At 48.7% G+C, this 20,652-nt stretch carries 21 protein-coding genes, 2 tRNA genes and 2 pseudogenes; 22 read left to right on the forward strand and 3 right to left on the reverse strand.

Annotation, left to right across the window (positions count from 1 at the left end; translation table 11 throughout):
* Positions 1–36: 36 nt before the first annotated feature.
* The 22 genes and pseudogenes from O71_RS01050 (at position 37) to O71_RS01145 (ending at position 18,827) form a co-directional block, all read left to right on the forward strand.
* A complete protein-coding gene (locus O71_RS01050) occupies positions 37–462 on the forward strand; it encodes a cytochrome c maturation protein CcmE (RefSeq protein ID WP_007652359.1) in 426 nt (141 codons plus the stop codon).
* An 86-nt stretch (positions 463–548) separates the two neighbouring features.
* Positions 549–3,145, forward strand: a pseudogene (ccsA, locus tag O71_RS01055) (cytochrome c biogenesis protein CcsA).
* 100 nt (positions 3,146–3,245) lie between these two features.
* The gene (locus tag O71_RS01060) at positions 3,246–4,472 is read left to right on the forward strand and encodes a glycosyltransferase (RefSeq protein ID WP_007652360.1); all 1,227 of its coding nucleotides are present in this window, start codon (positions 3,246–3,248) and stop codon (positions 4,470–4,472) included.
* Positions 4,469–4,729: an NAD(P)-binding domain-containing protein gene (locus O71_RS22980; RefSeq protein ID WP_007652361.1), complete on the forward strand. Its 261-nt coding sequence runs from the start codon at positions 4,469–4,471 to the stop codon at positions 4,727–4,729. The genes O71_RS01060 and O71_RS22980 overlap by 4 nt, the downstream gene beginning before the upstream one ends.
* A gap of 128 nt (positions 4,730–4,857) precedes the next feature.
* Positions 4,858–5,247, forward strand: coding sequence for a DUF2520 domain-containing protein (locus O71_RS26945; protein ID WP_051017667.1), 390 nt, complete (start codon positions 4,858–4,860; stop codon positions 5,245–5,247).
* Between the two features lie 110 nt (positions 5,248–5,357).
* On the forward strand, positions 5,358–5,687 hold the full coding sequence (locus tag O71_RS01070) for a 2Fe-2S iron-sulfur cluster-binding protein (protein WP_007652363.1): 330 nt from the start codon (positions 5,358–5,360) through the stop codon (positions 5,685–5,687).
* 66 nt (positions 5,688–5,753) lie between these two features.
* Positions 5,754–5,996, forward strand: a complete 243-nt coding sequence (iscX, locus tag O71_RS01075) for a Fe-S cluster assembly protein IscX (protein WP_007652365.1) — start codon at positions 5,754–5,756, stop codon at positions 5,994–5,996.
* Between the two features lie 93 nt (positions 5,997–6,089).
* The gene (locus tag O71_RS01080) at positions 6,090–6,587 is read left to right on the forward strand and encodes an HAD family hydrolase (protein ID WP_007652367.1); all 498 of its coding nucleotides are present in this window, start codon (positions 6,090–6,092) and stop codon (positions 6,585–6,587) included.
* A gap of 118 nt (positions 6,588–6,705) precedes the next feature.
* Entirely contained in the window at positions 6,706–6,900 is a 195-nt protein-coding gene (locus tag O71_RS01085) for a cold-shock protein (RefSeq protein WP_007652369.1), read from the forward strand.
* Positions 6,901–7,014: 114 nt separating this feature from the next.
* The gene (locus tag O71_RS01090) at positions 7,015–7,860 is read left to right on the forward strand and encodes a geranylgeranylglycerol-phosphate geranylgeranyltransferase (RefSeq protein WP_007652371.1); all 846 of its coding nucleotides are present in this window, start codon (positions 7,015–7,017) and stop codon (positions 7,858–7,860) included.
* 149 nt (positions 7,861–8,009) lie between these two features.
* Positions 8,010–8,453 (forward strand): Fur family transcriptional regulator, encoded by a 444-nt coding sequence (locus O71_RS22390; RefSeq protein ID WP_007652374.1) that lies wholly within the window; start codon positions 8,010–8,012, stop codon positions 8,451–8,453.
* A gap of 130 nt (positions 8,454–8,583) precedes the next feature.
* Positions 8,584–9,012, forward strand: coding sequence for a PaaI family thioesterase (locus tag O71_RS01095; protein ID WP_007652375.1), 429 nt, complete (start codon positions 8,584–8,586; stop codon positions 9,010–9,012).
* A gap of 14 nt (positions 9,013–9,026) precedes the next feature.
* Entirely contained in the window at positions 9,027–9,566 is a 540-nt protein-coding gene (locus tag O71_RS01100) for a DUF1697 domain-containing protein (RefSeq protein WP_007652378.1), read from the forward strand.
* Between the two features lie 49 nt (positions 9,567–9,615).
* Positions 9,616–10,071 (forward strand): DUF1801 domain-containing protein, encoded by a 456-nt coding sequence (locus O71_RS01105; protein WP_007652380.1) that lies wholly within the window; start codon positions 9,616–9,618, stop codon positions 10,069–10,071.
* 81 nt (positions 10,072–10,152) lie between these two features.
* Positions 10,153–10,740: a phosphoribosylglycinamide formyltransferase gene (gene purN / locus O71_RS01110; protein ID WP_040573394.1), complete on the forward strand. Its 588-nt coding sequence runs from the start codon at positions 10,153–10,155 to the stop codon at positions 10,738–10,740.
* Positions 10,741–10,817: 77 nt separating this feature from the next.
* Positions 10,818–12,340 (forward strand): annotated as a pseudogene (gene purH / locus O71_RS01115) (bifunctional phosphoribosylaminoimidazolecarboxamide formyltransferase/IMP cyclohydrolase).
* Positions 12,341–12,676: 336 nt separating this feature from the next.
* Positions 12,677–13,702, forward strand: coding sequence for a rod shape-determining protein (locus O71_RS01120; protein ID WP_007652384.1), 1,026 nt, complete (start codon positions 12,677–12,679; stop codon positions 13,700–13,702).
* A gap of 9 nt (positions 13,703–13,711) precedes the next feature.
* Positions 13,712–14,575 carry a rod shape-determining protein MreC gene (gene mreC, locus O71_RS01125; protein ID WP_007652390.1) on the forward strand — a complete coding sequence of 288 codons (864 nt, stop codon included), beginning with the start codon at positions 13,712–13,714 and terminating at the stop codon, positions 14,573–14,575.
* On the forward strand, positions 14,568–15,092 hold the full coding sequence (locus tag O71_RS01130) for a hypothetical protein (RefSeq protein WP_007652391.1): 525 nt from the start codon (positions 14,568–14,570) through the stop codon (positions 15,090–15,092). The genes mreC and O71_RS01130 overlap by 8 nt, the downstream gene beginning before the upstream one ends.
* Complete coding sequence (gene mrdA, locus O71_RS01135; RefSeq protein ID WP_007652392.1) at positions 15,089–16,918, forward strand: penicillin-binding protein 2; 1,830 nt, start codon at positions 15,089–15,091, stop codon at positions 16,916–16,918. The genes O71_RS01130 and mrdA overlap by 4 nt, the downstream gene beginning before the upstream one ends.
* Before the next feature lie 3 nt (positions 16,919–16,921).
* Entirely contained in the window at positions 16,922–18,247 is a 1,326-nt protein-coding gene (rodA, locus tag O71_RS01140; protein WP_007652393.1) for a rod shape-determining protein RodA, read from the forward strand.
* A gap of 298 nt (positions 18,248–18,545) precedes the next feature.
* Positions 18,546–18,827, forward strand: a complete 282-nt coding sequence (locus tag O71_RS01145) for a DUF4242 domain-containing protein (RefSeq protein WP_007652394.1) — start codon at positions 18,546–18,548, stop codon at positions 18,825–18,827.
* A gap of 103 nt (positions 18,828–18,930) precedes the next feature.
* On the opposite strand, the gene O71_RS01150 is transcribed toward O71_RS01145, so the two are convergent.
* The 3 genes from O71_RS01150 to O71_RS01160 all read right to left on the reverse strand — a co-directional run bounded on the left by O71_RS01150 (position 18,931) and on the right by O71_RS01160 (position 20,469).
* The gene (locus O71_RS01150; RefSeq protein WP_007652395.1) at positions 18,931–20,058 is read right to left on the reverse strand and encodes a hypothetical protein; all 1,128 of its coding nucleotides are present in this window, start codon (positions 20,056–20,058) and stop codon (positions 18,931–18,933) included.
* Between the two features lie 173 nt (positions 20,059–20,231).
* Positions 20,232–20,315: transfer RNA gene (locus O71_RS01155), tRNA-Leu, on the reverse strand.
* Positions 20,316–20,396: 81 nt separating this feature from the next.
* Positions 20,397–20,469: transfer RNA gene (locus O71_RS01160), tRNA-Gly, on the reverse strand.
* Positions 20,470–20,652: the final 183 nt, after the last annotated feature.

Genomic DNA, 20,652 nt, shown 5'->3' on the forward strand with positions numbered 1-20,652 from the left:
GGCTAACAGAAACAGAGTATCTATAATCAGATAAAGATGAAAAAGTCACACATCATCGGCATTATCGTTATCGCCATGGCCATTGGCATCATCATGACCACGGCTGGCGACGCGAGTACCTATGTTTCATTTGGCGATGCCATTGAGCTGGCCAAAGACGGTAACTCTACCAAAGTACACGTGGTAGGTCGCCTCAAAAAAGATGATCAGGGCCACATTGTGGGCATGCATTATGAACCGATGAAAGACCCGAACTACTTTGCCTTCACGCTTGTGGATACCAACCGCTTCGAACAGCGTGTAGTTTACTTCAACCCAAAACCACAGGACTTCGAACGCTCTGAGCAAGTTGTGATTACAGGCAATATGCAAAACGAAGTGTTCGTGGCCGACAAAATCCTCCTCAAGTGTCCGTCCAAGTACACCGAGAACGAAATCCAAACCAACACCGCAGGTATATAAACAAGTTAAGAGTTGAGAGATAAGAGCCAATGCTCTTAGCACCGCACAACTCATGACTTTTAACTTTACACTTTTAACTATCAGAAATGATTAATACGCTAATCGGAGACTTTGGCCACGCCAGTGTGATTGTAGCTTTTGTAGCGGCCATCGTAGCCTCCTATGCTTATTTTATGGCCGCGCGCCAGAAAACCGAAGAGAGTGGCGATACGACTTGGCGCAAACTGGCACGTGGTGCCTTTTATGTGCACAGTATAGCGGTTGTGGCCATTATCTTCAGCCTTTTCAACATCATTTACGAGCACCGCTACGAGTACTATTACGCTTGGAGCCACTCGTCTAACCATCTGCCGGTGCACTACATGATCTCCTGTTTCTGGGAAGGCCAGGAAGGTTCTTTCCTGCTCTGGATGTTCTGGCATGTGGCCCTGGGCGTGGTGCTGATGAACGCTGGCAAGAAGAACAAACAATGGGAAGCGCCTGTGATGGCCATCTTCTCTTTCGTGCAGATCTTCATCTCTTCCATGATTCTGGGTGTGGTGATCGGCGATTTCAAGCTGGGCTCCTCCCCTTTCATCCTCATGCGCGACTTCATGGCTGACGCTCCGGTGTTTGCCATGGACCCGAACTTTAAGCCTGCCGACGGTACGGGCCTGAACCCACTGCTGCAGAACTACTGGATGGTGATTCACCCGCCGACCCTTTTCTTGGGCTATGCCGCTTCGCTTGTTCCGTTTGCTTTCGCCATTGCTGGTCTTTGGAAAGGCAAGTTCAGTGAGTGGATTCGTCCTGCGCTTCCTTGGTCGCACTTTGCGGCCGTAACGCTGGGTATCGGTATTATGATGGGTGCTTACTGGGCCTATGAGACGCTAAACTTCGGTGGTTACTGGAACTGGGATCCGGTTGAGAATGCGGTATACATTCCGTGGCTTGTACTGGTGGGTGGTATACATACCATGATCGCCTACCGCCGCAGCAAGCAAGGTTTGCGCGCTACGTTCATTTTGGTGATCACCTCTTTTGTCCTGATTCTGTACGCGACCTTCCTGACACGTAGCGGTATCCTGGGCAACGCTCCGTGCACTCCTTCACCGACTTAGGTTTGTCAGGGCAGTTGTTCACGTATATGATGGCCTTCACAGTGCTCGCCATCGGCTTGCTGGTATATAACTGGAAGAAGATCCCGACGACAGAGAAAGAGCTTTCAACTTATAGCGCGGAGTTCTGGGTATTCATCGGTGCTGCCGTGCTATGCCTGGCAGCTTTCCAAGTGCTCGTAACGACTTCTATACCTGTTTACAACTCTTTCCTTGGTTTCATAGGTATAGAATCAAACGCAGCTCTGCCTGCAGACCAGATTGCGCATTATACCAAGTTCCAATTATGGGCAGGTGTAGCCATCGCCATCCTGACAGGTATAGGCCAGTTGCTGTGGTGGAAAAAGGCGAACAAGAAGAGCTTCAAAGACGCCATCACCATGCCGCTGATGCTGACATTGTTGTTTGCCAGCTTGGTAATTATCCTGTCTAACAAGTTCGATATCTTCACCTTCAAGCTCGACAACCCGGTATACATCCTGTTGTTTGTGGTATCACTGTTCGCAGTATTCGCCAACTTCAGCATCATACTTGGTTTGTTACAGAAAAAAATAACGTTGTCAGGTGGTGCTGTGGCGCACATCGGTATAGCGTTGATGTTGATCGGTATCCTGTTCTCTTCAGGCTACTCCAACATCATTTCACAGAATAACTCCGGTATGCTTTACTCACGTGAGTTCCCGGACGAGATTAACCGCGACAACGTGCTCCTGTGGCGCAACACCCCTGTGCAGATGGATCGCTTCAAGGTAAGCTACCATGGTCAGTTCCAGGAAGTGAAAGGTGTGCCAGGCTACGTGAACAAGGAACTCCTGTATCAGACCGACGACATGTACAAAGCCATCGCCCGTGGCCGAATTCAGGTAAAAGACAAGGTATATTTCGAGACAGGCGACACGCTGGATTTGATTTCTCCGGAGAATACTTACTACGAGGTGAGCTATGCAAGCGAGAAGGAAAACTTCGTGCTATACCCAAGAGCGCAAGTGAACCCGAACATGGGCCTGTTAGCCTCTCCTGACATCAAGCACTTTGCTGGCAAGGATCTGTATACCCACGTTTCCACTGTACCAGACCCGAACGAAGAGAAGGACTGGGGTGAGTTGCAGGAGTATGAAGTTTCTGCTGGTGACACGCTAGTTATCAACGATTACATTACAGTATTCAATGGCATCGAACAAATTGAGCAAGTGCCAGGTGTGCAACTGGCCGAAGGCGACGTAGCGGTTCAGGCTGCCATGAAGATCATGGGCGAGCGCAAGAACTACCACGCCCACCCTGTGCTGATGATCAAAGACCAGATGATGGGTCGTGTACCAGAAATCATCGAAGACCTGGGTATACGCATCACCTTCCTGAATATCGACACGGAGAATCACAAGTTCAAAATCGGTGTGAATGTGACGCAGAAAGACTACATCATCCTGAAAGCAATGGAGAAGCCATTTGTTAATATCCTGTGGATCGGTACCATCATCATGTCTATCGGTTTTGTTATGGCGATTGTTCGCCGTAATAAAGAAGGCAATGGTAGCGAAGGGAAAACTGCAAAAGTGAAGGAGGAGAGAAAAGCACAGGTGGCGTAATTATATTGAACCATAGTTGAATAAGGCAGGCTTGTAAAAAGCCTGCCTTATTTGTTTATTAGCTTACCTTTCCAGAATTATTTAATGAAGTCACTAACCTATGAACGTATTTATAATTCCTTCTTGGTACCCTAGTAAAGACAATCCACTCAATGGTACTTTTATAGAAGAACAAACTTATAATTTGTGTGGCTTCGTTCCAAACATAAATATTGGGGTAAGCTTATGGGGACAAAAGGATAACCAAACATTACTATGGTTAAAAGACCATATATGGAACATACCCAAGATTTTTTCGGCCAGCTTAGTTTCCACAAGCACTGCTATAATACCAAATTTGACCATATATAAATCTCCTACTTATATATGGTCACGAAAAATATTTAAAGGAAACTTGAAAGGTATAATTCGTGCCAATATGAATAATATTGAGCAATTTGTAGAACAGTATGGGCGAGTTGACTTAATTCATGCACACGTAGGTTACCCCGCAGGCCGCATCGCACTTGAATTAGGCAGAAAATTACATATACCTTATATTATTACTGAACACATGATACCTTTTCCTAGTCACTATGATACCGATAAGCAAGGCAATCTAACTAGCTATTATAGACAACCATACATGCAGGCCGCTGCGAATGTTGCTGTTGGAGAATCACTTAGGAAGACGATGATTTCGATGGGTTTGCCAAATGTAAAAACAATACCCAATTTTATAGATGAAACTTTATTTAAGTCACTAAATAACATCTCTAAATTGTCATTGCCTTCTAAGTTTACTTTTCTTACTGTATGTGAAATTATTCCCCGAAAAGGAATCGATGTGCTTCTGTATGCTATTAAAATCTTGTCTCAAAAAGGTATAAATGCAACCTTTAGAATTGGTGGAACTGGACCACTTATCGAAGAATACAAGGCTATGGCAATGAAGTTAAATATTGAGCATTGCATAGAATGGCTTGGACCTCTAACAAGGGAAAGAGCTAGGAATGAGCATCAACAGGCAAGCGCCTTTGTACTCCCGAGCCATGATGAAAGTATGGGAATAGTATACATAGAAGCACTTGCATGCGGTAAGCCAATTATTGCTACAAGGTGTGGTGGACCAGAAACCATTGTAAAAGATATAAATGGGATATTAATTGAAAAAAACAACCCAAATGAACTTGCTGCTGCTATATTGTTTATGATGAAAAACTATGACATGTATGACGCTCATGCCATAAGACAAGACTTCTTAAATAGATATTCTAAAAAAGCTGTAATTCCACAGCTAATTAATCTATACCAAGAAGTCATCAGGCAGCATCAAACAACCCCATGAACACATCCATCATAGGATCTGGCAACGTGGCCTGGCACTTGGGTAAAGCTTTGCAACAAGCTGGACATAAGATAGTAGCAGTGTATAGCCCAACCCCATCCCACCGGAAAGAGCTGGCGAAAGAGTTAGCGTCAGCTGTGGCACTGAACTCAGTAGACATGAGAAACATTGACGCTGAACTGTTCCTGATTGCAGTCCCCGATGCGGCGCTGGCTTCAGTGGCGGCACAGTTGCAGGTGCCGCGGGCGCTATCGTAGCTCATACCTCAGGTTCGCAGCCGCTAGCAGCATTGCAAGGTATAGCAGGCGCACAGACAGGTGTTTTTTATCCGTTACAAACATTCTCCAAGTCTAAACCGGTTGACTTCAAAAATATCCCAATCCTTTTGGAAGCTACCGCGCCAGAAACATTACATCCCTTACAGCTCGTAGCAAATAGTATTTCAGAACAGGTATACGAGGTAAGTTCTACAAAAAGAAAACAGCTCCACCTGGCGGCAATGTTTGCCTGCAACTTTACCAATCACTTGCTAGGCATAAGCCGGGAGTTGCTCCAACAGGCAGATTTACCCAATACGCTGCTCCAGCCCCTCATTCAGGAAACCATCGCCAAGGCCATACAACAGCACCCTTTCGATGTACAGACAGGTCCTGCTGTGCGCCATGACCAAAATGTAATAGATGAGCATTTGAAGTTGCTGCAAGACCAGCCGCTCTACCAGCAGGTATACCAACTGCTCACCCAAAGTATTCAGGTTCAGCACCCCAAGGAGTAAACCTGTAACCTATTCAACGGTCATACTGTTTTATTCGAAGAAGGTATAAAGCGCCCGGCTTTGAATCGGGGGGCGGGTTTCATAACTTTGCACCTTAAATAGAAAGACAGATGAAAGTTGTAAATATAACCTTTAAGTTTAGCGATGGTTCGCCTGACCAGGTTCACCCTGCGGTGGAAGGCGAGTCGGTGCTGGACGTGGCCCTAAATAATGACATCAAGCTGCAACACAACTGCGGCGGCGTATGCGGCTGCAGTACCTGCCACGTATACATTGAATCGGGTATGGACGACCTGCCTGAGATTACTGACAAAGAGGAGGATTACATTGACCGTGCCGTGGACCCGCGCATCAACTCCCGCCTGGGTTGCCAATGTGTGGTGCAGGGCAACGAAGATGTTGTCGTGACCATACCGCCACAAGACTTCCTGGGACACTAATCCGCCACCGATCACCGGGCAAAACCGCTTATCACATAACCGAACATCCAAATAACTGATAAACACATGGATAAGAATTATGAACCGCCAATTCACTGGAATGACTACGAGGACATAGCCATGGCGCTGTACGAGAAGTTTGGCGATGACTTCAACGAGTCAAAGATATACCGCGTTCGCTTTACCGAACTGCTTGACTGGGTACTTTCGCTGCCGAATTTTGTCGGCAAGCGCGAAGAGTCTAACGAAGGCCACCTGGAGCAGATTCAGGCGGCTTGGGTATACGAGTGGCGCGACAACCAGGACTAAGCTGATATTCAGCCCTGAAAAATTCGTTATATTAAATTAAATCTATATTTTTAAAGGTCCTTTCACCAGAAAGGACCTTTTTTCTTTTACACTATGTCTATCACACAACCTGACCTTAGCCGCATCAACACCTTCGTTTTTGATGTAGACGGCGTACTTACCGACGGCTTCCTCTATGTATTCGCCGATGGCGAGAAAGTCCGTGCTTTCAACATCAAAGATGGTTTTGCCATCAAACACGCCATTCGGCAGGGCTACAACGTGGCCATAATCTCGGCCAAAAACGAGCCTGGGGTGCGTGTGCGATTAGAGGAGTTGGAGATCGAGGACATCATCCTGGGAGCTGACGATAAAGTGGAGGCGCTGGAAAACTACCTTTACATGCAAGGCATACACCCCGCCACAGTAGCGTACATGGGCGATGACATGCCAGATCTGGAGGCGATGCAGCGCTGCGGCTTGAGAGCCTGTCCTGCTGATGCCGCAGATGACATACGCGATGTCTGCACATTCATTTCAACTAAAGATGGTGGCAAGGGTGCTGTGCGTGAACTGATTGAGAAAATCATGAAAGCGCAGGATACTTGGTGAGAGCATTATACTTTTCTTTAATCAAATAGCAAATTTCTTTTACATAAATATTTGCATATATATAATTATTTTTTAATCTTACAGACAGTTTATTTAAAAATTATTTATTTTCATTTTTATGAAGACAGGAAAAGTAAAGTTCTTTATTGAGTCAAAAGGCTTCGGTTTCATCACCGAAGACGAAACAAATGAGGATTTCTTCGTGCACGTGACAGGCCTGAACGGTCTGCAGATCCAGCAGCACGACAGAGTAGCTTTCGACACGCAAGAAGGCAAAAAAGGAATCAATGCGGTAAACGTACAGAGAATCTGATTCAACTCTACACCGCAAAGAAAACCCCTTCCCGCAAGGGGTTTTTTTATGCCCTTTGTTTGCAGTAACACACGCCGGTTTTAACTTTGCTGCTGTTATACCTGTTACCCTGTCTTGAAAGAATTTCTGTCTCTCATCCGTTTTCCCAACTTACTGCTCATCATCTTGAGTCAGGCCCTGGTACAGGCTAGTTTACTGAGTGCAGGTATAAACTTTTCAGGTATAGCCACGCCAGGCTTTCTGCTGTTGACGCTCTCGACGGTGTGTATTGCTGCAGCAGGATATATTATCAACGATTACTACGATATAAAAATCGACGCCATCAATAAGCCAGACCGTGTGGTAGTCGGGAAGAGCATACGGCGGCGCCCTGCCATGTTCACACACATGGTGCTTTCATTTATAGGGATAGCACTCGGATTCTGGCTCTCGATTCCGGTAGGTCTTATAAACCTGGGGGCTGTCCTGCTACTTTGGGGCTATTCGGCCCGCTTCAAAAAAATGCCACTTGTAGGCAATGTTGTCGTCGCGCTCCTAGGGGCCTCCATGCTCCTGCTGGTAGCAGTGTATGCAGGTAAACTCAACAACATCACGATTAGCTATGCAGTGTTTGCTTTTATGATCTCACTTATCCGGGAGATTATAAAAGACATGGAGGATGTGCGGGGCGACGCTTCTTTTGACTGCCGAACACTGCCAATTGTGCTGGGTATACGACGGGCCAAATATGCGCTATACCCAATCATCGCACTTTTCCAGGCTTTCCTGCTTCTGGTTATCTTCCACCCCGTCACAGGTATAGGCTTTGATGTATACATGCTACTACTTGTGCTCCTTCCGAGTATCTGGATGACGGTGAAGCTGGTGCGGGCCGACCGCAAGCGAGATTTCACATTCCTGAGCAACCTGGGCAAGTTCATTATGCTGACCGGCATCCTGTCCATGCTTTTGATCAATTAGCCTGTATCCCCTTTCAGGCATACCTGGGCTTTCTCCTGAAGCAACAGATCGCCAGCTGCTTAGGTCTTGCGTTTTAGATCTGCTTTTTGTTATTTACATAGTTCGTTTGTCTGCGCAGCGAATACCCGTACCCGAACCTACCCTATCTTATGAACAAACTTCACCAGTTACTCGAGGCCTATGGGCTTCGCAAGACGAAGTGCCGTATAGAGGTGCTTCGATTGTTTCTTGAGCATCGCCATGCGCTGGCACATGCCGCCATTGAGCAGCAGCTTGGCCCACAGTTTGACCGCGTAACGCTGTACCGCACCCTGCATTCATTTGAGGAGCATGGACTGCTGCACAGCATACCCAGCACCGATGGCATCACGCGCTATGCACTCTGCCAGCAGGCCTGCAACCGGCACCGGCACCAGCATGACCATATCCACTTCAGCTGTACCGCCTGCGGTCATACTTACTGTCTGAACGAGGTATATGTACCTACACTACGGATGCCAGAGGGGTATCAGGTAGAGGAATTCCGGTTTTGCGTGCAAGGCGTGTGTGATAAATGCGTGCTGCAACCAAAAGAACAACTGGCAAGCGCATAGCAACCATACCTGATGGCTCTAAACGCGTATGCAAAACCTTTAAATAACCCCTTGTTATGGCTGTACATACCTTAACCACTGCCGACCAGTTCCGCCAACTGCCACATCCCCTAATAAGCTGCGGCTGTTCATGCTAGCCAAGCTGCCTATGGCTTACATGGCCGATCTGCGGGTGCGCTCCATTTCGGAGGAGCGGGCTGAGGTGACGATTCCTTATAAGTACCTCAACAAAAATCCTTTCGGCTCTATCTATTTCGCCAGCCTGAGCATGGCAGCGGAGCTTTCGACAGGCTTGCTATGCATGGCACAGACATACAAATCGGATCCTGCCGTATCGATGCTGGTGGTGCACATGGAAGGGGATTTCTCGAAAAAGGCAGTCGGAAAAATTACGTTCACCTGCGAGGACGGACCAAGTATAAAGGCAGCTGCAGATCAGACAAAAGCCACAGGCGCCGGTGTAACGGTAGTGGCCACCAGCATTGGCACCGACCAAAGTGGTGACAAAGTAGCGGAGTTTCGGTTTACCTGGTCATTAAAGGCAAAACTTAAAGTATAGCGCTTTTTATTGCCATGAAAACATATATCGTTCTGCTCAGAGGTGTGATGCCTACCGGGAAAAACAGAGTGCCAATGGCACAGCTCCGACAGGTGCTGGCTGATGCCGGCTTTCAGCAGGTCCGCACCTGGATTCAAAGTGGCAATGTCGTGCTCCAAAGTGATTTATCGGCTAAGGAGCTAGAGGTGAAGGTACACCAACTGATAAAAGAGTACATTGGGCCGGAGCTGGCCATCGTGGTAAGAACAAGTGAGGAGCTCAGAAAAATGCTCGACAATAACCCGTTTAAGGGAGATGAATACCTTATGACACGGGTATTTTTTGTGTCTTTTCAGGAGTCGCCGCCTGAGGAAAAGGTACAGGCGTTGCTTGCGCAAGACTTTGCGCCGGAGAAACTCAGCCTTAACTCCACAGCAGGCTATATGTATATACCCCAAGCCTACAGCGACAGTAAGCTTAGCAATAATTTCCTGGAGCGAAAGCTTAAGGTAGCGGCCACTACACGAAATTTCAATACCATATCCAAAATGATTGAATGGGCTGAAGAGGCATAAGTTGAGCACAGCAAGGAAACTAATAAGCGTAATAAGCAACAAAATCAAAATGCAATCTACCGCCCCAACACCCGAGCTATACCTGACCGAGCTGCCTGAAGAGCGGCAGCAAATCATGGCTGACTTAAGAGCTGTAATTCTCGGGCATATACCCGCTGGTTTCGAAGAAGTGATGAGCTATGGCATGTTAGGCTACGCCGTTCCCCATACCTTATACCCAGCCGGCTATCATTGCGATCCAAAACAGCCGCTTCCTTTTATGGGCATCGCTTCGCAGAAGAACCACATCGCAGTTTACCACATGGGCATCTATGCCGATGAAGTGCTGCTGAATTGGTTTAAAGAAGAATACCCCAGGCATAGCAAATTCAAGCTCGACATGGGCAAAAGCTGCATCCGTTTCAAAAAGGCGGAACATGTGCCGCTGGCATTGATCGGGGAACTGGCCTCAAAGATGACGCCGCAGGAGTGGATTGAGCTATACGAAAGCGTGCTCAAGCGATAAAAGCCATACCTTTTCTGCGTACTTTTGCTGGCTTCTATACCCAAACCCGCTATATTTGCAGCTTCATTACAAAGCCTTACTTTGGAACGAGCAGCTAAAAAGAATATAGTCATTTTTGCTTCAGGTTCGGGCAGCAATGCACAGCGCCTGATGGAGTACTTCGAGCACCACCCGGAGATTCGTGTGGCCGCCCTGTTCGCCAACAACCCGAAAGCGTATGCCCTTAAACGAGCCGAGACCTTCCACGTCCCGGCTTTTTTATTTTCCCGCGACGAGTTTTACAACTCCACTAAAGTGCTGGAGCAGGTACAGTCCTTCCAGCCCGACCTGATTGTGCTGGCTGGCTTCCTGTGGCTAGTGCCACAGAACTTCCTGCAGGCTTTCCCAGACCGCATTATCAACATCCACCCTGCCCTGCTGCCCCAGTACGGCGGCAAAGGCATGCATGGCCTCAACGTGCATACGGCCGTTGTTACGGCAGGTGATAAGGAATCAGGTATAACCATCCACCGCGTGAACGAGGAGTATGACAAAGGCGAGTTTGTGCTGCAGGAGCGCTGCCCCGTACACCCCGACGACACCCCAGAGGATCTGGCAGCCCGCGTACTGCAACTGGAGCACAAATACCTGCCGGAAGTAGTGGAACGTTTGATACTCGAAATGCCCTAGGGCGAACCAAGTACGTTACGCGAGCATCGGCATATAAACTATTAAAGAATTAGCACATTAAAAACAGCCCATACCCTATGCAATCTGTTAAAATCAAATCCGCACTTATCTCGGTTTACTACAAAGACCGTCTCGAGCCACTGGTAGAGCTCCTGAAGCAGCACAATGTCACCATCTACTCCACAGGCGGCACACAGGCTTTTCTTGAAGAGCAAGGTGCTGACGTAGTGGCCGTAGAAGACCTGACTGCTTATCCTTCTATTTTCGGTGGTCGCGTGAAGACGCTGCACCCGAAAGTGTTTGGTGGCATCCTGCACCGCCGTGCCAACGAGAGCGACCTGTCTGAGCGTGAGCAGTACGAGATCCCGCCAATCGACCTCGTAGTGGTTGACCTATACCCTTTTGAGGAGACAGTGGCATCGGGTGCATCAGAAGCGGATGTGATTGAGAAAATTGACATTGGCGGTATTTCCCTCATCAGAGCGGCAGCCAAAAACTTTCAGGACGTGCTGATCGTGTCTTCGCGCGAGCAGTACGACGAAGTGGTGGAACTTTTGAAAGAAAAAGACGGTGCAACAGAGCTGGCAGACCGCAAGCGTTTCGCAGCCAAGGCTTTTGACATTTCCTCAAACTACGACACGCACATCTTCAACTACCTGAGCAAAGAGCAGGATATCCACGTGTTCAAGCAGAGTGTGCGTGAGGCCACGCCGCTACGCTATGGTGAAAACCCGCACCAGCAAGCGACGTTTTTCGGCAAGCTGGAAGACCTGTTTGAGCAACTTAACGGCAAGCAGCTCTCTTACAACAACCTAGTAGACGTAGACGCTGCCGTAGCACTGGGCGCTGAGTTCGAAGAACCGGCTGTGGCTATTCTGAAGCATACCAATGCCTGCGGTTGCGCTACCGGTGAAAACATCAAAGAAGCCTACCTGAATGCACTTTCTACAGACCCGGTTTCTGCTTTTGGCGGTGTAATCATTGCCAACAGAACCATCGACCTGGGTGCTGCCGAGGAGCTGAACAAGCTTTTTTTCGAGGTCCTGATCGCACCAGATTTCGATGCTGACGCACTGGAGCTACTACGCACCAAGAAAAACCGCATTTTGCTCAAGCAGAAGCCTGTAGAACTGCCAACCAAACAGTTCAAGACGCTTCTGAACGGCGTGATCGAGCAGGACAAAGACCTGAAAACAGAAACAGAAGCCGACTTCAAAACCGTGACCAAGCGCGAGCCATCTGCCGAGGAGAAAAAGGCATTGGTATTCGCGGCCAAGGTTTGCAAGCACACCAAGTCAAACACCATTGTATTTGCTACTGACAAAATGATGATTTCGAGCGGTGTGGGCCAGACATCCCGCGTAGACGCCTGCGCCAAGCTATCGAGAAAGCTAAGGGTTTCGGCTTTGACCTCAGCAAAACTGTCATGGCTTCCGACGCCTTTTTTCCGTTCCCGGATTGCGTGGAGATTGCCGACCAGGCAGGTATAAAAGCAGTCGTGCAGCCAGGTGGCTCTATCAAAGACCAAGACTCCATCGACTACTGCGATGCCCACAACATGGCGATGGTCATGACCGGTGTGCGCCACTTCAAGCACTAAGGTATAGCGTACTAATTCCCGAAAGCCTCACCCCAACTGGGTGAGGCTTTTTTATTGGCTTTCAGCCGCATCTATCTTCTTGCGCCTCAATAAGAAGTCATCAAAAACGGATTTGCTTATAAAAGCTTCATCCAATTTTTATCCAGACATAAGCGTTATCAGGGGCAGTATGCAGAAATTGTATGTATAATGGCTTAGAAAAAATTAAAACTTATAGCTCTTATTCACCAGCATTATTAATTCCGCTGAAAATCACTAATTTTGCGGCTAGTTTTTGACAAGAAATATTGTATATTAAAAATATAACGGGCAGCCGCACGCCCTTACAAAATAAGAATGGGACTATTTAACTTTCTTACCAGCGATATAGCCATCGATTTGGGTACCGCCAATACCTTGATCATTCATAACGATAAGATTGTGGTGGACGAGCCATCCATTATCGCTGTAGACCGCACCACGGGTCGTGTACTCGCCATTGGCCGCAATGCCATGCAGATGCACGAAAAAACCCACGAAAACATCAAGACCATCCGTCCACTGAAAGACGGTGTGATCGCCGACTTCCACGCCGCTGAGGAGATGATTCGAGGTATGATCAAGATGATCGACACGGGCCGTCGTTTATTCCAGCCTTCGCACCGCATGGTAATTTGTATCCCATCAGGTATAACCGAGGTGGAGAAACGAGCCGTGCGTGACTCAGCCCAGCATGCCGGTGCCAAAGAGGTATGGATGATCCAGGAGCCAATGGCTGCTGCTATAGGTATAGGCATCGACGTGGAGCAGCCGATCGGCTCCATGATTGTGGATATCGGGGGTGGTACTACTGAGATCGCTGTAGTGGCCCTTTCGGGTATTGTGTGCGACCAGTCTATCCGCATTGCGGGTGATGTGTTCACCAAAGACATTCTGGACTACATGCGCCGCCAGCACAACCTGCTGATCGGTGAGCGCTCTGCTGAAAAGATCAAAATCGAGGTTGGCTCTGCACTGACAGAGCTGGAGAACCCACCGGCTGACTACGAGATCCGTGGTCGTGACCTGATGACAGGTATACCAAAGGTGATCAAGGTGACTTATCAGGAGATTGCTATTGCGCTGGACAAGTCGGTGTCGAAGATCGAGGAAGCGGTACTGAAGGCGCTGGAAATCGCTCCGCCGGAGCTGTCTGCCGACATATATGACAACGGTATTCACCTGACAGGCGGTGGTGCCTTGCTGCGTGGCTTCGACAAGCGTCTGGCTGCCAAAACCAAGCTGCCGATCCACATTGCCGAAGACCCGCTTAGAGCGGTGGTACGCGGCACAGGAGCGGCTATCAAAAACTTAGAAGGCTTCAAGAACGTCCTGCTGACCTAGTAGTACCGCATGCGGAATCTATTTGCTTTTATATACCGGTTCCGTGCGTTCCTTATATTCGTGCTGCTGGAGGCGCTGTGCATCTTCCTGATCGTGCGCTACAACACGTACCAGGGAGCTGCCATGTTCAACTCCGCCAACACCTATGTAGGACGTGTACTGGAGTTTCAGAGTGGTGTAACCGACTACTTCCGGCTGGCGTCTGTTAACAGCACGCTGGCACAGGAGAATGCCGTCCTGCGTCAGCAGCTGATGCACTACAGGCAGGAGGCCGATGCGGACAGCACCGATCAGCTTGACACCACTTACTACGCCGCTTCCGACTCCTCCAAGTCGGAGCCCTTTATTTTGCATGCCGGACGGGTAATCAACAACTCGGTACGCCGCACCAACAACTACCTGACACTCGCTGCAGGCAGTCTGGATGGGGTAAAGCCAGGTATGGGCGTTATTTCCCCGAATGGCGCCGTGGGGCGTGTGAAGACGGTTTCACGGCATTACGCGACAGTTACCTCGCTGCTGCACTCGCAAATGCTGATCTCGGCCAAAATTCAGAAGGACAACACCTTCGGCACGATTAAATGGACAGGTGGTGATTACCGTACCGCCCTGCTCGACTATATCCCGCTGCACATCAAGCCGGAAATAGGAGATACTGTGGTGACCAGTGGCTATAACACCGTTTTCCCGGAAGGCATCATGGTGGGCACGATCAGTGAGGTGGAACGCGAGCTTGACAAGAGTTTTTATACCATCCGGGTAAAACTGGCCGTTGACTTTGCACAGCTGTCCTATGTGTACGTGGTTGAAAACCCACGCAGGCCAGAACAGGATTCACTAGAAGTAGAAGCAGGTATACTCCCCCATGAATAGCAGCTTAGGTATAAGACATATCGTACAGTTTGTCGTGTTTGTAGCTTTGCAAATACTGCTGATGGACAGCCTGGTGCTCTTCGGTACCGGCTTCAGCTTTATTTACATTGCTTTCCTGCTGTTCCTGCCCATCAACATGAACCGTGTGTTGCTGCTCTTCCTGGGCTTTATAGCCGGATTTGCGGTAGATATTTTTTACGACACCATGGGCATACATGCCGCGGCAAGTGTGTTGCTGGCTTATTTAAGGCCTTTCATTTTGAACCTTCTCACACCGCGTGATGGTTACGATACCAATGATTCAGTGAACATACATGTGATGGGCTGGCGCTGGTTTCTGGCTTATGCGCTTACTCTGATTCTGGCGCATCACACGGCTGTCTTCTTGCTGGAAATTTTCAGCTTGGATGGATTATCAGCCGCAGTGCCTAAAATTTTACTGAGCGTGTTGTTTACAGGTGTGGTCATGGTGATCCTACAATTACTGTTCTTCTCCCTTAAGAGAGCGAATAGATGAATTATCTCGAAAACAGAAAGTACGTCATACAAGCGATATTCCTGGCAGTAGGCATCGTCTACGCGCTGCGCCTGTTTTACATCCAGGTGGTTGACAGCAGCTACAAGCAGGCTGCCGAGACGAACGCTATCAAGACGGTTATCCAATACCCTTTCCGGGGACTGATCTACGATCGTAACGGCGATCTGCTGGTGCAGAACACACCCGTGTACGACCTAATGATCGTGCCTAAAGAGGCCCGTAACATCGACACGCTGCGTCTGGCCAGCATGCTGGATATTACAATCGAAGACGCCCGCGAGCGTTTCAAAAAAGCCCGTGCCTACTCTTGGGTGAAGCCCTCTATTTTCCAGCAAATGCTGAGCACGGAAGACTTTGCGCATATTCAGGACAACCTGATCGATTTTCCCGGATTTTACATTAACGCCCGTACGGCCCGCGGTTACCCACACCAAAGCCTGGGACATGCGCTTGGCTATATCGCCGAAATCAGCCCCAAACAGCTCGAAGACAGCACTTACGCAGGCTACCGCCCCGGCGACTACATCGGCAAGGCAGGTATAGAAATGGCCTATGAAAAATACCTGATGGGCAAACGGGGCGTCAAGTACAAGATGGTGAACGTGCGCGGCATCGACAAAGGTTCTTTCAAAGATGGTGCTTATGACACCCTCTCTGTGGCTGGTCAGAACATGGTAAGCACCATCGATTTGGATTTGCAGGCCTATGGCGAACACCTGATGAATGGCGCCAAAGGCAGCATCGTGGCTATTGAGCCGAAGACCGGCGAAATCCTGGCTTATATTTCGGCCCCATTCTACGACCCGAACCTGTTTACCGGCAAAGACTACGGCAAGAATTACATGACATTGCTGCAGGACCCGGACAAGACCATGTTCAACCGACCGATCATGGCTGATCGTAACCCGCCAGGCTCTATCTTTAAACTTACGCAGGCCCTTATAGCACTGGAAGACGGCGTTATAAACCCTAACACAACATACGCTTGCAACAAATCCCTTGTGAATTGCCACCCACACCCATCGCCACTCGATTTGCGTGGTGCCGTGCAGCACTCTTGCAACCCGTGGTTTTTCCAGGCTTACAAGGCGCTGATTAACCAAGGCAAGTCCAAAAATACCTTTACCGATACTTCCCTGGGACTGAAGGACTGGCGCGAGCACGTGCTCACCTTTGGCTTCGGCAAGAAACTGGGCATTGACATACCTGGCGAAAAGTCAGGCATCATTGCCTCCACCGATCTGTATGACCGTGTGTATGGCAAGAACCGTTGGAAGTACTCTACCATTTACTCGCTCAGCATCGGGCAGGGTGAACTTGGTGTAACGCCACTGCAAATGGCGAACTTTATGGCCATTGTCGCTAACAAGGGCTACTACGTAACGCCACACCTCATCCGCTCGATTGGCGAGGACGGCAAGCCTTTGGCGGAGAACTACGAGCGCCACTATACTTCCGTAAAGCCACACCACTTCGACCCGATCATTGAAGGTATGGCCGAAGTAGTGCGTGCTGGTACGGCTCGTCGCGCCAACCTGTCTAAGGTAGGTATAACGGTATGTGGCAAAACAGGTACAGCCCAGAACCCACAAGGCCCTGACCACGCTGTGTTCGTGGCCTTTGCCCCTATGGAAGACCCTAAGATTGCGATTGCTGTATATGTGGAGCACGGTAAGTGGGGAGGTCAGTCAGCCGCTCCTATTGCGGGCCTGATGATCGAGAAGTACCTGACAGACACCGTGACGATCAAGGAGCAGGAGAAGTGGGTGTTGAGCCGTGAGTATTTGAACATTAAATCGAAGTAAGGTATGCCAACAGGAGGACAGGGATTACTCAAGGAGAGAGTGGTGCAGCCAAGCAGCCGTCGCCAGACCACGAGCGTATTCGGCAACCTGGACTGGTTCACCGTGTTGCTCTACTTTGTGCTGGTTGCGCTAGGCTGGATGAACATCTATGCTGTAGTTTACAGCCCTGACAACGTGGTGAACATCTTCAGCTTCGACATCAACTCGGGAAGGCAGCTAACGTTTATTGCCACCGGTGTGATTCTGATGATTGTGCTGCTCGTGGTCGATTATAAGGTATACGAGCACCTGGCTTTCCCCATTTATGGGGGCATTATACTCCTGCTGCTCTTTACGCTGGCAGTAGCCAACCCTGTAGCTGGTTCACGCTCCTGGCTCGATCTGGGAGGTGGTTTTCGCCTGCAACCTGCAGAGCTAGCTAAGTTTGCCACAGCACTGGCCATATCTAAATATCTGAGTCAAGTGAGTCTGCGCCAGCAGAAGATGAAAGACCAGATGATTCTGGCTGCCATCACCTTTCTGCCAGCGGTTATTATCATCCTGCAGAATGAGACAGGCTCTGCACTCGTGTTTGGTGCTTTTATATTAGCTTTCTTCCGCGAAGGCATGTCGCCGCTGATCCTTATTATTGGCGGCTCAGCAGCGGCTATTTTTATCCTGACGTTGCTTGTGCCTAAGCTGTACCTGCTAATTGGCATCGCCGCGCTCATGGGTCTGGCCATGTTCCTGGATTATCGTCTGATGCGCCGCTTCAAGACCATGATCGCACTTTTTGTGCTGGTGATAGGCATGGTGTTTAGTGTAGACTATTTCGTAAATGACGTACTGCAGCCACACCAGCAGAACCGTATTAAGGCACTTATTAACCCAGAGGCCGATCCATTGGGCTATGGCTGGAACGTGACACAATCCAAGATCGCAATCGGCTCTGGCGGTTTCTGGGGCAAGGGCTTTCTGGAAGGCACGCAGACCAAGTTCGACTTCGTGCCCGAGCAGAGCACCGACTTCATCTTCTGCACCATCGGTGAAGAGCACGGTTGGGTGGGAAGCACCATCCTGATAGCGCTCTTTCTGCTGCTCATGATGCGCATCGTTTACATCGCCGAGCGGCAGAAATCCGTTTTTGGCCGCACCTATGGCTACTGTGTGGTATCAGTCATCTTCTTCCACTTCGTCATCAACGTGGGCATGACCATTGGTCTGGCGCCAGTGGTAGGTATACCGCTGCCTTTCTTCAGCTACGGCGGTTCCTCGCTGTGGTCGTTTACCATCCTGCTGTTTATTCTGCTGGCCATTGATGCGAACAGGAACAGAGAATTGGTGCGATAAGGTTAGCCTTATATCCTGGAGCAAAATTTTCAAGTCCGTGCAGAAGCATGCCTGCTGTACGGACTTCCTTTTTTATCCCGCTCTTCAACCAAAGGGGCCATACATTACAGAAAAGTAAAGCATACTTTCAAAGCACTTCTACCTCCAATAGTTTGGTCCTTTGAAAACGGCTGTTCACTAAATTGCTGTAGGCTGAAATAGCTTACTGAAAGCATATAACGTTAACATCTAGTAGTCCCCTCGCATACCAGTTACAGCAGCTAGAGACGAGTTACAGCCAACTTTAAAACCAAACAAAATGCCTAAGTATGTAATTGAAAGAGAAGTTCCGGGCGCTGGTAATCTAACGCAGGAGCAGTTACAGTCCATTTCACAGACTTCCTGTGGTGTCCTGGATAATATGGGCCCCAAAATACAGTGGGTACACAGTTATGTGACGGATGATAAGATCTATTGCATTTACAATGCGCCAGACGAAGAAACGGTGCGGGAACACGCAAAGCAAGGTGGTTTCCCGGCAAACTCTGTAAAAAGAGTGCATGCCATGATAGATCCGGTCACCGCAGAACAACCAGCTTAGTAAGCTTCAGTTCTGACAAGAGCTACTGTGACCCGCTATACAGGTATGTGTTAGCTGAGCACAGGTAGCAGGTATAGCTTTGTCTTATCTGCACGATAGTACTTCAGGCGCTATACCTGATCTTAGAGGTATAAGTCGGCTTGCTAATAACCTGCCCGGTCTTGGGATTTATAAAACGCACTTTCCCCCGCCTCAGTAGCTGCTCATAAGCCTCCTTGTAGTTCTCTAGAATATAATGGGTACCGATGCTGTGCATTTCGTGTACCTGCTGCACTGTACGGTTATTATAATCTGTTGCCCGTCGAGAAAGGTCTTGCACTAAATTAGCGATGGAGTACTTATAATGCTCCTGAAACAGGGACATCTGTTGATGCTGCAGGTTAGCTCCAAATAATGGCACGCCGTCTTCCTGGTAATCGCTGTATTGCGTCATGATGTCTTTGAGACGAGTATAGGCTTGCTCCACTTTAGAGGCAAATACCAGATAGCGACCCGTTTGCATCTTATCAGGCCTGTTAATTCTGAATCGGAAGGTATAGTAGCCTTTTTCTGCCAAAATGCTTTCAAAGCTGTCTAACAGGTATTCCTCTCTTCTTTCGATGTTCCTGTTCTTCTTCTGAAAATCTTTTAGCTGGCCAAGCCGCTCTCCGAATAACATACCCAATGTTTCATCAGTTTTTGCTTTTTTCAGAGCTACTTGCAGGTCCTGTGGCGTGAAATGCACGAACAGCCCCGCTTCCCCATGCTGCAGCAAATCACACAGTCCTTTAAGCGAAAAACCGCTTCTAAATGGATTCATAAAAGCAAAAGCAGCTGGCTCTTCGTCCAGCATTTGCCTTAGGTCTGCTTCTGCTGTTTCCTGACCCAAAAAGACCGGCGTGTGCTGCAACTCTGGGAAGTAAGGCAATTGCTCAACTTGCTCCTGCAATTGGCTCAAAGCAGCGGAGTCAGTATCGTAAAAGAAAGTCTTGACGGCTCTGTTCAAATCAGTCCGGGTACCTGTGCTTTTGTAAAGGAGTCTTAATATTTGAGCAGGAGGACTGGTGTTATTAAACGGGCAGCCATCTTGTCCGGCTTCAAAATCGAGGAAAAGGATTGGGATCCCTGTGTTAAGCGGGTGCTGTAGCATAGCCACTGCCCAGGCTTCAAAAGAACTCAATAATAGTTCTCCCCTGATATCAGCAACAGTCCGTTCTGTCTTAAAGAAGCTCTTACTCTCTGCTCCAGCCATGTGTGATCAGCTTACCCTCTACTGTTTGTTAACTTTCGAACCCTCACATACGGCAAACCTGCTTCTGCCGCTGTTTAGGACTCGGTTCCAGCAATTTTGTTGCCCGCCTGTTGCGCTATAATGCAAAAAGCCCCTGTAACTTCCGTTACAAGGGCTTTTTTCTTAAACTATAGTACCAGGAGCGGGAATCGAACCCGCACGAGCTTGCGCTCACAAGATTTTAAGTCTTGCGTGTCTACCAGTTCCACCATCCCGGCAACCTTCGGGCTGATCCCGAAGAAGTGACTTTAAAAAACAAAGACGTTGCTTATCACAACGTCTTTTATCTTCTTCATTTGAGCGGGAGACGAGGTTCGAACTCGCGACCTCGACCTTGGCAAGGTCGCGCTCTACCAACTGAGCTACTCCCGCTTTAGTCATTCCCTAAACCCCCTTAGCGATTTAGTGATACAAAGATATAGACAAAATTTCAGAAGTCAAGAGGCTGCACTAAAATTTTCCATCACTTTTTCTTTTCCTACTGATTTTCAGCGAGAAATTCAAAATATTTTAGCCTCCTGTCCCGCTATACCTTTCAGCGCACCATTTCGCCTT

Origin of the sequence: Pontibacter sp. BAB1700 (genome assembly GCF_000277005.1) — a bacterium.
Taxonomy (GTDB): Bacteria; Bacteroidota; Bacteroidia; order Cytophagales; family Hymenobacteraceae; genus Pontibacter; species Pontibacter lucknowensis.